Annotated in this window: 18 protein-coding genes; all 18 read left to right on the top strand. The window is 67.9% G+C overall.

Annotated features, from left to right (window positions below; translation table 11 throughout):
* The 18 genes from rplR (at position 1) to rpsI (ending at position 13,301) form a co-directional block, all read left to right on the top strand.
* Entirely contained in the window at positions 1–384 is a 384-nt protein-coding gene (gene rplR / locus SSNG_RS21080) for a 50S ribosomal protein L18 (RefSeq protein WP_007265913.1), read from the top strand.
* A gap of 45 nt (positions 385–429) precedes the next feature.
* Positions 430–1,032, top strand: coding sequence for a 30S ribosomal protein S5 (gene rpsE, locus SSNG_RS21085; RefSeq protein ID WP_007265914.1), 603 nt, complete (start codon positions 430–432; stop codon positions 1,030–1,032).
* Positions 1,032–1,214, top strand: a complete 183-nt coding sequence (gene rpmD / locus SSNG_RS21090) for a 50S ribosomal protein L30 (RefSeq protein WP_005313525.1) — start codon at positions 1,032–1,034, stop codon at positions 1,212–1,214. Before rpsE ends, rpmD begins: the two co-directional genes overlap by 1 nt.
* 2 nt (positions 1,215–1,216) lie before the next feature.
* The gene (gene rplO, locus SSNG_RS21095) at positions 1,217–1,672 is read left to right on the top strand and encodes a 50S ribosomal protein L15 (protein WP_007265915.1); all 456 of its coding nucleotides are present in this window, start codon (positions 1,217–1,219) and stop codon (positions 1,670–1,672) included.
* A 188-nt stretch (positions 1,673–1,860) separates the two neighbouring features.
* On the top strand, positions 1,861–3,174 hold the full coding sequence (gene secY / locus SSNG_RS21100) for a preprotein translocase subunit SecY (protein WP_007265916.1): 1,314 nt from the start codon (positions 1,861–1,863) through the stop codon (positions 3,172–3,174).
* Positions 3,174–3,821 carry an adenylate kinase gene (locus SSNG_RS21105; RefSeq protein WP_007265917.1) on the top strand — a complete coding sequence of 216 codons (648 nt, stop codon included), beginning with the start codon at positions 3,174–3,176 and terminating at the stop codon, positions 3,819–3,821. The genes secY and SSNG_RS21105 overlap by 1 nt, the downstream gene beginning before the upstream one ends.
* Before the next feature lie 101 nt (positions 3,822–3,922).
* On the top strand, positions 3,923–4,774 hold the full coding sequence (gene map / locus SSNG_RS21110; protein ID WP_007265918.1) for a type I methionyl aminopeptidase: 852 nt from the start codon (positions 3,923–3,925) through the stop codon (positions 4,772–4,774).
* Between the two features lie 150 nt (positions 4,775–4,924).
* A complete protein-coding gene (infA, locus tag SSNG_RS21115) occupies positions 4,925–5,146 on the top strand; it encodes a translation initiation factor IF-1 (RefSeq protein ID WP_003956442.1) in 222 nt (73 codons plus the stop codon).
* Positions 5,147–5,219: 73 nt separating this feature from the next.
* Positions 5,220–5,333 carry a 50S ribosomal protein L36 gene (rpmJ, locus tag SSNG_RS21120; RefSeq protein WP_003956441.1) on the top strand — a complete coding sequence of 38 codons (114 nt, stop codon included), beginning with the start codon at positions 5,220–5,222 and terminating at the stop codon, positions 5,331–5,333.
* 196 nt (positions 5,334–5,529) lie between these two features.
* Positions 5,530–5,910, top strand: a complete 381-nt coding sequence (gene rpsM / locus SSNG_RS21125) for a 30S ribosomal protein S13 (protein ID WP_007265919.1) — start codon at positions 5,530–5,532, stop codon at positions 5,908–5,910.
* A gap of 54 nt (positions 5,911–5,964) precedes the next feature.
* Positions 5,965–6,369, top strand: a complete 405-nt coding sequence (gene rpsK / locus SSNG_RS21130; protein WP_003956432.1) for a 30S ribosomal protein S11 — start codon at positions 5,965–5,967, stop codon at positions 6,367–6,369.
* A gap of 142 nt (positions 6,370–6,511) precedes the next feature.
* Positions 6,512–7,534 carry a DNA-directed RNA polymerase subunit alpha gene (locus tag SSNG_RS21135; RefSeq protein WP_007265920.1) on the top strand — a complete coding sequence of 341 codons (1,023 nt, stop codon included), beginning with the start codon at positions 6,512–6,514 and terminating at the stop codon, positions 7,532–7,534.
* 104 nt (positions 7,535–7,638) lie between these two features.
* A complete protein-coding gene (gene rplQ / locus SSNG_RS21140; RefSeq protein WP_007265921.1) occupies positions 7,639–8,115 on the top strand; it encodes a 50S ribosomal protein L17 in 477 nt (158 codons plus the stop codon).
* Positions 8,116–8,216: 101 nt separating this feature from the next.
* On the top strand, positions 8,217–9,080 hold the full coding sequence (gene truA / locus SSNG_RS21145) for a tRNA pseudouridine(38-40) synthase TruA (RefSeq protein ID WP_007265922.1): 864 nt from the start codon (positions 8,217–8,219) through the stop codon (positions 9,078–9,080).
* Positions 9,081–9,139: 59 nt separating this feature from the next.
* Complete coding sequence (locus tag SSNG_RS21150; RefSeq protein ID WP_007265923.1) at positions 9,140–10,768, top strand: ATP-binding cassette domain-containing protein; 1,629 nt, start codon at positions 9,140–9,142, stop codon at positions 10,766–10,768.
* 38 nt (positions 10,769–10,806) lie between these two features.
* Positions 10,807–12,063: a glycosyltransferase family 87 protein gene (locus SSNG_RS21155; RefSeq protein ID WP_042803867.1), complete on the top strand. Its 1,257-nt coding sequence runs from the start codon at positions 10,807–10,809 to the stop codon at positions 12,061–12,063.
* Positions 12,064–12,299: 236 nt separating this feature from the next.
* Positions 12,300–12,743, top strand: coding sequence for a 50S ribosomal protein L13 (rplM, locus tag SSNG_RS21160; protein ID WP_007265925.1), 444 nt, complete (start codon positions 12,300–12,302; stop codon positions 12,741–12,743).
* Positions 12,744–12,785: 42 nt separating this feature from the next.
* A complete protein-coding gene (gene rpsI, locus SSNG_RS21165) occupies positions 12,786–13,301 on the top strand; it encodes a 30S ribosomal protein S9 (RefSeq protein WP_007265926.1) in 516 nt (171 codons plus the stop codon).
* The last annotated feature ends 98 nt before the right edge of the window (positions 13,302–13,399 follow it).

Here is a 13,399-nt window from a genome sequence, read left to right on the forward strand (position 1 = left end):
ATGGCATACGGTGTGAAGATCGCCAAGGGCGACGCGTACAAGCGCGCTGCCAAGGCTCGCCGCCACATCCGCATCCGCAAGAACGTCTCGGGTACGGCGGAGCGTCCGCGCCTCGTCGTGACGCGTTCGAACCGCAACATCGTTGCTCAGGTCATCGACGACCTCAAGGGTCACACCCTTGCGTCGGCGTCGACCCTGGACGCTTCGATCCGCGGTGGCGAGGGCGACAAGAGCTCCCAGGCCCAGGCCGTCGGCGCGCTCGTCGCCGAGCGTGCCAAGGCCGCGGGTGTCGAGACCGTCGTCTTTGACCGCGGTGGCAACCGATACGCCGGGCGCATTGCCGCTCTGGCTGACGCCGCCCGCGAAGCCGGGCTGAAGTTCTAAGCCCCGGTTCCGGGACTCACGGACGTAACAGAGAGAGGTAATCCAATGGCTGGACCCCAGCGCCGCGGCAGCGGTGCCGGTGGCGGCGAGCGGCGGGACCGGAAGGGTCGCGACGGTGGCGCTGCCGCCGAGAAGACCGCTTACGTTGAGCGCGTTGTCGCGATCAACCGTGTCGCCAAGGTTGTCAAGGGTGGTCGTCGCTTCAGCTTCACCGCGCTCGTCGTGGTGGGTGACGGTGACGGCACCGTAGGTGTCGGTTACGGCAAGGCCAAGGAAGTTCCCGCGGCCATCGCCAAGGGCGTCGAGGAAGCCAAGAAGAACTTCTTCAAGGTTCCCCGCATCCAGGGCACCATCCCGCACCCGATCCAGGGCGAGAAGGCGGCCGGCGTTGTCCTGCTGAAGCCTGCTTCCCCCGGTACCGGTGTTATCGCCGGTGGCCCGGTGCGCGCCGTTCTGGAGTGCGCCGGCGTTCACGACATCCTGTCGAAGTCGCTCGGCTCCGACAACGCGATCAACATCGTGCACGCGACCGTGGAGGCCCTGAAGGGCCTGCAGCGTCCCGAGGAGATCGCGGCTCGCCGTGGTCTGCCGCTCGAGGACGTCGCTCCCGCGGCCCTGCTTCGTGCGCGCGCTGGGGCGGGTGTCTGATGGCCCGCCTCAAGATCACGCAGACGAAGTCGTACATCGGCAGCAAGCAGAACCACCGCGACACCCTCCGTTCGCTCGGGCTCAAGCGCCTGAACGACGTGGTCGTCAAGGAGGACCGCCCCGAGTTCCGCGGAATGGTGCACACCGTCCGCCACCTCGTGACGGTTGAGGAGGTTGACTAATCATGGCTGAGAACAGCCCGCTGAAGGCTCACAACCTCCGTCCGGCCCCCGGTGCCAAGACCGCGAAGACCCGTGTGGGTCGCGGTGAGGCGTCGAAGGGTAAGACGGCTGGTCGTGGTACCAAGGGTACGAAGGCCCGCTACCAGGTTCCGCAGCGCTTCGAGGGTGGGCAGATGCCCCTCCACATGCGCCTGCCGAAGCTGAAGGGCTTCAAGAACCCGTTCCGCACCGAGTTCCAGGTCGTGAACCTGGACAAGCTCGGTGCCCTCTACCCCGAGGGTGGAGAGGTCACGGTGGCCGACCTGGTCGCCAAGGGCGCGGTTCGCAAGAACAGCCTCGTCAAGGTCCTGGGCCAGGGCGAGCTCTCCGTGGCGCTGACGGTTTCGGTTGACGCCGTCTCCGCCTCCGCCAAGGAGAAGATTGCCGCCGCCGGCGGCACCGTCACCGAGCTCGTCTAAGACGAAACTCTTGTGACAAATAGCTAGAAACCCGACCGGGGATGCCTCACAAAAGGGGCATCCCCGGTTGGTCGTTCCACGGGGGGTGCACTCGCCGGTAAGGTGGCGTGCACCTTTGCTTGTACGTATTCGTCGATCCTTCAGACCGTCACCTCTGACGCAGTAGCGCGGGGGTCGCAGGAGGCACCGTGCTCACCGCGTTCGCCCGGGCGTTCAAGACGCCCGACCTGCGCAAGAAGCTGCTCTTCACACTCGGCATCATCGTGCTGTATCGGCTCGGGTCCCACATCCCGGTACCCGGCGTGAGCTACAAGAACGTCCAGATCTGTGTCGACCAGATGGGGAGCAGCAACAGCCTCTTCGGTCTGGTCAACATGTTCAGTGGCGGTGCGCTGCTGCAGATCACGATCTTCGCGCTCGGCATCATGCCGTACATCACGGCGAGCATCATCCTGCAGCTGCTGACCGTGGTCATCCCGAAGCTGGAGAACCTCAAAAAAGAGGGTCAGTCCGGCACGGCGAAGATCACTCAGTACACGCGCTATCTGACGGTCGCGCTCGCGATCCTCCAGGGCACCGGCCTCGTCGCCACCGCGCGTACCGGCGCCCTCTTCGGAACCTGCCCGGTCGCTCGCGAGATCGTCCCGAACCACTCGATCTTCACCACCATCACCATGGTGCTGACCATGACCGCCGGTACCTGTGTCGTCATGTGGCTCGGTGAGCTGATCACCGACCGCGGCATCGGCAACGGCATGTCCATCCTGATGTTCATCTCGATCGCGGCCGGCTTCGTCGGCGCCCTGTGGACCATCAAGCTCCAGGGCAAGATCGCTGATGGCTGGGTGGAGTTCGCGGTCGTCATCCTCGTGGGTCTCGCGATGGTGGCGCTGGTGGTCTTCGTCGAACAGGCGCAGCGCCGGATCCCGGTCCAGTACGCGAAGCGCATGATCGGCCGCCGGGCTTACGGCGGTACGTCCACCTACATCCCGCTCAAGGTGAACCAGGCCGGTGTCATCCCGGTCATCTTCGCCTCGTCGCTGCTGTACATCCCGGCGCTGATCGTGCAGTTCAGCGGCTCGACGGCGGGCTGGGCGACCTGGATCCAGAAGCACTTCGTCAAGGGCGACCACCCGTACTACATCGCCGCCTACTTCCTCCTGATCGTTTTCTTCGCGTTCTTCTACGTGGCGATCTCGTTCAACCCCGAGGAAGTTGCCGACAACATGAAGAAGTATGGTGGGTTCATCCCGGGCATCCGCGCCGGCCGGCCTACCGCCGAGTACCTGAGCTACGTACTCAACCGGATCACTTGGCCGGGGTCGCTGTACCTGGGTCTGATCGCTCTTGTGCCGACGATGGCGTTGGCCGGCTTCGGAGCGAACCAGAACTTCCCGTTCGGCGGGACGAGCATCCTCATCATCGTGGGTGTCGGTCTGGAAACCGTGAAGCAGATCGAGAGCCAGCTCCAGCAGCGCAACTACGAAGGGTTCCTCCGCTGATGCGAATCGTCCTCGTCGGGCCCCCCGGTGCGGGCAAGGGAACGCAGGCCGCGTTCCTTGCCAAGAACCTGTCGATCCCGCACATCTCCACGGGTGACCTCTTCCGCGCCAACATCAGCCAGAACACCGAGCTGGGCCGCCGCGCGAAGGCGTTCATGGACGCCGGTGAGCTCGTCCCGGACGAGATCACCATCGGCATGGCCAAGGACCGGATGGAGCAGCCGGACGCCAAGGGCGGCTTCCTGCTCGACGGCTTCCCGCGCAACGTCGCCCAGGCCGAGGCGCTCGACGCGATGCTCAAGGAAGCGGGCATGAAGCTCGACGCCATCCTCGACCTGGAGGTCGAGGAGGACGAGGTCGTCAAGCGGATCGCCGGCCGGCGCATCTGCCGCAAGGACTCCGCGCACGTCTTCCACGTGATCTACGCGGCGCCGGAGGTCGAGGGCGTCTGCGACAAGTGCGGGGGCGAGCTCTACCAGCGCGACGACGACTCCGAGGCCACGGTCCGCAACCGGCTGGAGGTCTACCACACGCAGACCGAGCCGATCATCGACTACTACAAGGCCCAGGGCCTGCTGGTGACCATCTCCGCCCTCGGCGAGGTGCACGAGATCACCAAGCGGGCGATGGACGCCCTCAAGAAGTAGTCACTCCAGTTCGTGACCGACAGTACGGCCGCGGTGTCCCTCGGGCATCGCGGCCTTACTGTTGATGAAGACCCGTTTTCGAAGGTGGAAGGTCCCCGTTCATGGTTCAGCTGAAGACCCCCGAGCAGATCGCGAAGATGCGGGAGGCAGGGCTGGTCGTCGCCGCGATCCACGCGGCGACCCGTGAGGCGGCCGTGCCGGGCTCCACGACGCGGGACCTGGACATGGTGGCCCGGAAGGTGATCGCCGACGCCGGCGCGAAGTCGAACTTCCTCGGGTACGGCGGTTTCCCCGCGACCATCTGCACCTCGGTGAACGAGGTCGTCGTCCACGGCATCCCGGACGACAAGACGGTCCTGAAGGACGGCGACGTCATCTCCATCGACGCCGGCGCGATCGTGGACGGCTGGCACGGCGACGCGGCGTACACGGCCTTCGTGGGCACCGGACACGCTCCGGAGCTGGTCGAGCTGTCCCGCGTCACGGAGGAGTCGATGTGGGCCGGCATCGCGGCCATGAAGCTCGGCAACCGCCTGGTGGACATCTCGAAGGCGATCGAGGGCTACATCAAGCGCCAGCCGCGGCCGTCGACCGGTGAGCACAGCCTCGGCAAGTTCGGGATCATCGAGGACTACGGCGGCCACGGCATCGGTTCCGAGATGCACATGGACCCGCACCTGCTGAACTACGTCTCGCGCAAGCGGGGCAAGGGCATCAAGCTGGTCCCGGGCCTGTGCCTGGCGATCGAGCCGATGGTCTCCCTGGGCACCGCCCAGACGGAGGTCCTGGCGGACGACTGGACGGTCATCACCACGGACGGCACCTGGTCCTCGCACTGGGAGCACTCGGTCGCCCTGACCGAGGCCGGCCCGATCGTCCTGACCAGCCCGGACTGCGGCAAGGCGAAGCTGGCGGAGTACGGCATCACGACGGCGCCGGACCCGCTCGGGTAGCCGTCGCTTAATGATCTAGACTCGTGGGCAAACTTTCCGGATTCGTCTTTCTGGGTGCCCTGACGTAGACTGACTCGTCGGCTCACGTGCATTTCCATGCCCTGCATGGGGCACGGTGCCGATCAAGGTAGCCGATTCGAAAGGCGAAGCGTGGCCAAGAAGCAAGGTGCCATCGAGATCGAGGGCACCGTGATCGAGTCCCTCCCGAACGCCATGTTCAAGGTGGAACTCCAGAACGGTCACAAGGTCCTCGCGCACATCAGCGGCAAGATGCGTATGCACTACATCCGCATCCTTCCCGATGACCGGGTCGTTGTGGAGCTGTCTCCGTACGACCTGACGCGTGGCCGGATCGTCTACCGATACAAGTAGATCTTGTCCTCACTCCTGCCTGGGCATCCGTCCCGGTGCGGGTGGTGGCACTGACCCGGAGAACCTCACCAACATGAAGGTCAAGCCGAGCGTCAAGAAGATCTGCGACAAGTGCAAGGTGATCCGCCGTCACGGCCGGGTCATGGTCATCTGCGACAACCTGCGCCACAAGCAGCGCCAGGGCTGACGCACGCCGACCGACCTGCACTACGCAGTTCTTCGCGCGACGTAAGAAAACGTACATAAGCAGAACCCGCCCAGCCCTCAGGGGCCGGCGGCACCTCCGGCGGGGGCCGGGGACCCGGACGTACCACCACCCACTCGGGTGGTCGGCGGTCGGGAGCGGTTCTGTTGCAGACCCCCGAACACACAGGAGCCATTGAATGGCACGCGTTTCCGGTGTTGACATCCCGCGCGAAAAGCGTGTGGAGATCGCACTCACCTACGTCTTCGGTATCGGGCGCACCCGGTCCAAGGAGATCCTCGCCTCCACCGGCGTGAACCCGAACACCCGCGTTCGTGACCTGGCCGAAGAGGACCTCGTCAAGATCCGCGAGTACGTGGACGCCAACCTCCGTACCGAGGGTGACCTCCGCCGCGAGATCCAGGGCGACATCCGCCGCAAGATCGAGATCCAGTGCTACCAGGGCATCCGCCACCGTCGTGGCCTGCCGGTGCACGGTCAGCGCACCAGCACGAACGCGCGTACCCGCAAGGGCCCGCGTCGCGCGATCGCCGGTAAGAAGAAGCCGGGCAAGAAGTAGTCCTGTTCAGCGGTCTTGCGCTGTAGGACCGACCACCTCCCGTAGGAGTAAGAGATGCCCCCCAAGGGTCGTCAGGGCGCTGCCAAGAAGGTGCGCCGCAAGGAAAAGAAGAACGTCGCTCACGGGCACGCCCACATCAAGAGCACGTTCAACAACACGATCGTCTCGATCACGGACCCGTCCGGCAACGTGATCTCCTGGGCCTCCGCCGGCCACGTCGGCTTCAAGGGCTCGCGCAAGTCCACCCCCTTCGCCGCGCAGATGGCCGCCGAGTCGGCCGCCCGCCGCGCGCAGGAGCACGGCATGCGCAAGGTCGACGTCTTCGTCAAGGGTCCCGGCTCCGGCCGTGAGACCGCGATCCGCTCCCTCCAGGCCACCGGCCTCGAGGTCGGCTCGATCCAGGACGTCACCCCCACCCCGCACAACGGCTGCCGCCCGCCGAAGCGCCGCCGCGTCTGACGCAGCGGACGCACCTGTGCGTCTTTGAGTGTCCGGGCGGTACGTACCCCTTCGGGGGGCCGTACCGCCCGTACCCTTGCTGTACCTGGCTTTACCCGTCGGGCGTCAAATAGTGGGCGTCCACGACTGAAGGAACACAGACATGCTTATCGCTCAGCGTCCTTCGCTGACCGAAGAGGTCGTCGACGAGTACCGCTCGCGGTTCGTGATCGAGCCGCTGGAGCCGGGCTTCGGCTACACCCTCGGCAACTCCCTGCGCCGTACCCTCCTGTCCTCCATCCCGGGTGCCGCTGTCACCAGCATCCGCGTGGACGGCGTCCTGCACGAGTTCACCACCGTGCCGGGCGTCAAGGAAGACGTCACGGACATCATCCTCAACATCAAGCAGCTGGTCGTCTCCTCGGAGCACGACGAGCCGGTCGTGATGTACCTGCGCAAGCAGGGTCCCGGCCTGGTCACCGCTGCCGACATCGCGCCCCCGGCCGGTGTCGAGGTGCACAACCCGGACCTGGTCCTCGCCACGCTCAACGGCAAGGGCAAGCTGGAGATGGAGCTGACCGTCGAGCGCGGTCGCGGTTACGTCTCCGCCGTCCAGAACAAGCAGCTGGGCCAGGAGATCGGCCGCATTCCGGTCGACTCCATCTACAGCCCGGTCCTCAAGGTCACCTACAAGGTCGAGGCGACCCGAGTCGAGCAGCGCACCGACTTCGACAAGCTGATCGTCGACGTCGAGACCAAGCAGGCCATGCGCCCGCGCGACGCCATGGCGTCCGCCGGCAAGACCCTGGTCGAGCTGTTCGGTCTGGCCCGCGAGCTCAACATCGACGCCGAGGGCATCGACATGGGCCCGTCCCCGACGGACGCCGCCCTGGCCGCCGACCTGGCGCTGCCGATCGAGGAGCTGGAGCTCACCGTTCGGTCGTACAACTGCCTCAAGCGCGAGGGCATCCACTCCGTGGGTGAGCTCGTCGCCCGCTCCGAGGCCGACCTGCTCGACATCCGCAACTTCGGTGCGAAGTCGATCGACGAGGTCAAGGCGAAGCTGGCCGGCATGGGCCTGGCCCTCAAGGACAGCCCGCCCGGATTCGACCCGACCGCCGCCGCCGACGCCTTCGGCGCCGACGACGACGCGGACGCCGGTTTCGTCGAGACCGAGCAGTACTGAGAAAGCTTGCGGGGGGCTCGCCCCCCGCACCCACCCCCTCGCGACCGCTGGGGGGAACTGACACCGGTACCTGACACGGCCGGTGCAGATTTGAAGGAGTAACAATGCCGCGTCCCGCAAAGGGTGCCCGCCTGGGCGGTTCCGCCGCGCACGAGAAGCACCTCCTCGCGAACCTCGCGAAGGCCCTCTTCGAGCACGGCCGCATCACCACCACCGAGGCCAAGGCCCGCCGCCTGCGTCCCTACGCCGAGCGTCTGGTCACCAAGGCCAAGAAGGGCGACATCCACAACCGTCGCCTGGTGCTGCAGACGATCACGGACAAGAGCATCGTGCACACGCTCTTCACCGAGATCGCCCCGCGCTACGAGAACCGCCCCGGTGGTTACACGCGCATCACCAAGATCGGCAACCGTCGTGGCGACAACGCCCCGATGGCCGTGATCGAGCTGGTCGAGGCCCTGACCGTGGCGCAGCAGGCCACCGGTGAGGCCGAGGCCGCCACCAAGCGTGCGGTCAAGGAGGCGGAGGCCAAGGCCGAGGCCACCGAGACCGAGGCTGTCGAGGAGACCAAGGAGGCCTGATCCCGTACGGGATCGAGCTTGCTTGATCGGCTCTGAACGGGCCCGCCCCTTCCGGGGGCGGGCCCGTTCTGCATTGCTGTGCTTCTGAGAGGATCTGTCACGTGAGTGACGAGGTGGAGCCCGGGCACGTCCGGGTACGGCTGGACCTGAGCTACGACGGCAAGGACTTCTCCGGCTGGGCGAAGCAGCGCACGCTGCGGACCGTCCAGGGCGAGCTGGAGAGCGCCCTGCAGACCGTGATGCGGCTCAAGGAGCCGGTCGAGCTGACCGTGGCCGGCCGGACCGACGCCGGGGTGCACGCGCGCGGGCAGGTCGCCCAGTTCGACCTGGCCGAGGAGGTGTGGGCCGAGCACCACGACAAGCTGCTGCGCCGCCTCGCGGGCCGCCTCCCGCACGACATCCGGGTGTGGAAGGCCGCCGAGGCCCCCGAGGGCTTCAACGCCCGCTTCTCCGCGATCTGGCGCCGCTACGCCTACCGCGTCGGCGACCACCGGGCGGGCGTGGACCCGCTGCGCCGCGGGCACGTGCTGTGGCACCAGTGGCCGCTGGACGTGGACGCCATGAACGAGGCCGCCGCCGCGCTCGTCGGCGAGCACGACTTCGCCGCGTACTGCAAGAAGCGCGAGGGCGCCACGACCATCCGCACGCTCCAGCAGCTCAGCTGGGAACGCGGGGAGGACGGCGTCGTCACGGCGACGGTCCGCGCGGACGCGTTCTGCCACAACATGGTCCGCTCGCTGGTCGGAGCCCTGCTCCACGTCGGCGACGGCCACCGGCCCGTCGAGTGGCCCGGGCAGGTGCTGGCCGCCGCCGTACGGGACTCCTCGGTGCACGTGGTCAAGCCGCACGGGCTGACCCTGGAGGAGGTCGGCTACCCGGCGGACGAACTGCTGGCCGCCCGCAGCAAGGAAGCCCGGAACATGCGGACGCTGCCGGGAGCGGGCGGCGGCTGCGGGGGCTGCTGAGCCCACCGGCGGGGCCGGGCGGCCAAACCGGTTGGGCGGATCACCGTCCGACCGGGACAATGCCCGGCATGGGACATCTCGAAGCCAGCCACCTGGAGTACTACCTTCCCGACGGGCGGGTCCTGCTCCCCGACGTCTCCTTCCGCGTGGGGGAGGGGTCGGTGGTGGCCCTGGTGGGCGCGAACGGCGCCGGCAAGACCACCCTGCTGAAGCTGATCTCGGGCGAGCTCCAGCCGCACGGCGGCGGCGTCGCCATCAGCGGCGGCCTCGGGGTGATGTCGCAGTTCGTGGGCTCGGTCCGGGACGAGACGACCGTACGGGACCTGCTGGTCTCGGTGGCGCAGCCGCGGATCCGGGAGGCGGCCAAGGCCGTGGACCAGGCCGAGCACCTGATCCTCACGGTCGACGACGAGGCCGCGCAGATGGCGTACGCGCAGGCGCTCAGCGACTGGGCCGACGTCCAGGGCTACGAGGCGGAGACCCTGTGGGACGTGTGCACCACGGCCGCGCTGGACATCCCCTTCGACCGCGCCCAGTACCGCGAGGTGCGCACGCTGTCGGGCGGTGAGCAGAAGCGGCTGGTGCTGGAGGCGCTGCTGCGCGGGCCGGACGAGGTGCTGCTGCTCGACGAGCCGGACAACTACCTCGACGTCCCGGGCAAGCGGTGGTTGGAGGAGCAGCTGAAGGCCACCCGCAAGACGGTGCTCTTCGTGTCGCACGACCGGGAGCTGCTGTCCCGGGCCGCCGAGAAGATCATCAGCCTGGAGCCGAGCCCGACGGGCACGGACGTCTGGGTGCACGGTGCGGGCTTCGACACGTACCACCAGGCCCGCAAGGAGCGCTTCGCCCGCTTCGAGGAGCTCAAGCGCCGCTGGGACGAGGAGCACGCCCGCCTGAAGGCCCTGGTCCTGCGGCTGCGGAACCAGGCCGCGAGCAGCCCGGACATGGCCTCGCGGTACCGGGCGATGCAGACCCGCTTCCAGAAGTTCGAGGAGGCCGGCCCGCCGCCGGAGCCGCCGCGCGAGCAGGAGATCAGGATGCGGCTCAAGGGCGGCCGGACGGGCGTGCGCGCGCTTTCCGTGGAGAACCTGGAACTGACCGGCCTGATGAAGCCGTTCTCGCTGGAGGTCTTCTACGGCGAGCGGGTCGCGGTGCTCGGCTCGAACGGCTCCGGCAAGTCGCACTTCCTGCGGCTGCTGGCGGGCGAGGACGTCAAGCACACCGGTGACTGGAAGCTGGGGGCGCGGGTGCTGCCCGGCCACTTCGCGCAGACGCACGCGCACCCGGAGCTGTTCGGTCGCACGCTCGTCGACATCCTGTGGACGGAGGCGGCGAAGCCGCTGGGGCCGGCGATGGCGGTGCTGCGCCGGTACGAGCTGGAGCGGCAGGCGGAGCAGAAGTTCGAGAAGCTCTCGGGCGGCCAGCAGGCGCGTTTCCAGATCCTGCTGCTGGAGCTGGCCGGTACGACGGCGCTGCTGCTGGACGAGCCGACGGACAACCTGGACCTGGAGTCGGCGGAGGCCCTGCAGGACGGCCTGGAGTCGTACGAGGGGACCGTGCTGTGCGTGACGCACGACCGCTGGTTCGCCCGGACCTTCGACCGCTACCTGGTCTTCGGTTCGGACGGGGTCGTGAGGGAAACTCAGGAGCCCGTCTGGGACGAACGCAGGGTCGAGCGCAAGCGCTGAGGGGGAGTGCCGTGGGGCTGCGGCCGAGCATCTGGCTCATGCGGTGGCGGCAGCCGTCCACGGCGGTGCGGGTGACCGCGTGGCTGCTCGGGCCGGCCCCGCGGCCCTGGCGGGTGGTGTCGGCCGGGGTCCTGGTGTTCCTGGCCGTCTCCACGAGCCTGCGGGCGAACTGGGGCTCCGACAACGCCTTCGTGGTCAAGGCCGCGCGGACGCTGCTGGACGGCGGCTCCCCGTACGAGGACAAGCGGTTCCTGTACCTGCCCAGCGCGGTGCTGGTGGCGGTGCCCGAGGCGCTGCTGCCGCGGGAGGTGCTGCGGTGGCTGCTGCCGGCGGGGATGACGGGGCTGCTGGGCGCGGGCTGGCTGGCGGCGCTGAGGCTGTTCTCGGTGCCGCTGCGCTCGCGGCTGGCGGTGGGCGGGTTCGCGGTGCTGGCCCTGGCCTACAAGCCGTACGCGAACCTGGTGCTGATCGGGAACTGGACGGCGGTCTCGGCGGCCGCGCTGCCCTTGGCGCTGCTGCTCGCGCACCGGGGCAGGTGGGGGTCGGCCGGGCTGGTGGTGGGGCTGGCGATCGCCTGCAAGCCGATGCTGGTGCCGGTCGGGCTGCTGTTCCTGCTGGCCCGGCGGTGGCGGGGGCTGGCGGTGGCGGTGCTGGTGCCGCTGGGGATGTCGCTGGCGGGGGCGCTGGTGATGCCGAGCCCGTCGCTGTTCTTCACCAAGACGCTGCCGTTCCTCTTCCAGGGGCAGGACTCCTACGCGCTGCCCTGGGACGCCTCGCCGATCGCGGTGCTGCCGCGGCTGGGGGTGCCGCAGCCGGTGGCGGTGGCGGTGGCCTTCGCGGGGGCCGGGGCCGGTCTGTGGGCGGCGTGGACGCGCTGGCGGCGGCCGGATCCGGAGGGTGACGGGGGTGAGCTGAGGCTCGTGGAGACGGCCTGCGGCGTGATGCTCGCCGCATTCCTGGTCTCGCGGCCCTCCTTCGACCACTACCTGCTGGTGGTGCTTCCGCTGCTGCTCGCGTCGGGTGTGCGGGAGGGCTCGATGCCCCGCTCGCCCTGGTTCTGGCTGGTCCTGGCGCCCCAGGCGGCGCTGGTGCCGTGGCCGGACGAGCTGGCCGGCAAGCGGCGCGCCTTCAAGGACATGGCGACCCTGTGCGGGCTCTCGGGTCTGCTGGTGCGTCGTGCGCTGCCCTCCGGTCGGGTTATCCTGGAGCCCGTAACAACTGCGGGGTCCCCACCCAGGACCGAACCGGAGTGCGCCGCGACGCCAGCAGAATCGGCATCGCGGACCGCGTTTTGACCCGTACGGGTCTGCTTGGGTATCCTGCTGGTTTGTTATGCGTATTGGCTTTCTCATTCTCACGTGAAAGGGCCTTACGCCGGTCCACCGGACCGATGACCAGCGGTTTTCACTCGGGTGCGTCCCCGATGTGAACGAGGGCTGTCGTGATCGTCCGTGGTGACCCTGTCAGGACCCTTCCCTCAGGGCTTGCGCCCTATGGGATGACCCACCACTGAAGAAGCGAAGGCATACGCGTGCGTACGTACAGCCCCAAGCCCGGCGACATCTCGCGCCAGTGGCTCGTCATTGACGCCCAGGACGTCGTCCTCGGCCGTCTGGCGACCCAGGCCGCTGCCCTCCTCAAGGGCAAGCACAAGCCGACTTACGCCCCCCACATGGACATGGGCGACTTCGTCATCGTCATCAACGCCGACAAGGTTCACCTGTCCGGCAACAAGGCCTCCCAGAAGATGGCGTACCGCCACTCCGGGTTCCCGGGCGGTCTGCGCTCCGTGCGCTACGACGACCTCCTGGCGAACAACCCGGAGAAGGCCGTCGAGAAGGCCGTCAAGGGCATGCTCCCCAAGAACACCCTGGGCCGTCAGATGCTCTCGAAGCTGAAGGTCTACTCGGGCGACCAGCACCCCCACGCTGCCCAGCAGCCGGTGCCGTTCGAGATCACCCAGGTCGCGCAGTAGTTCCGGCCACCCCCTAAGACGTAGAGAATTCTGAGGAGCATCGTGGCCGAGACCACCGCCGAGACCCCCATCGACGAGTTCGAGGGCGTCGAGGAGTACACCACCGAGTCGGACGTCGTCGTCGAGGGCGACTACACCTCCGAGTCGCTTGCCGGTCGCTTCGGTGACCCCCAGCCGGCCGCCGGCCTGGGCCGTCGCAAGAACGCCATCGCCCGCGTCCGGATCGTTCCGGGCACCGGCAAGTGGAAGATCAACGGTCGCACCCTTGAGGACTACTTCCCCAACAAGGTGCACCAGCAGGAAGTCAACGAGCCCTTCAAGCTCCTGGAGCTTGACGGCCGCTACGACGTCATCGCCCGCATCTCGGGTGGCGGCGTCTCCGGTCAGGCCGGCGCCCTGCGCCTCGGCGTGGCCCGCGCGCTGAACGAGGCGGACGTGGACAACAACCGCCCGGCGCTGAAGAAGGCCGGCTTCCTCTCCCGCGACGACCGTGCGGTCGAGCGCAAGAAGGCCGGTCTCAAGAAGGCCCGTAAGGCTCCGCAGTACAGCAAGCGTTAATCTGCGCCTGCTGTTCAGCAACGAAACCGCCCCGGCAGCACTCTCCGTGCTGCCGGGGCGGTTCGTTTACCGCCAAAAGCGGCAAACACCTGTCACTA

The organism is Streptomyces sp. C (assembly GCF_000158895.1).
Classification (GTDB): Bacteria; Actinomycetota; Actinomycetes; order Streptomycetales; family Streptomycetaceae; genus Streptomyces; species Streptomyces racemochromogenes.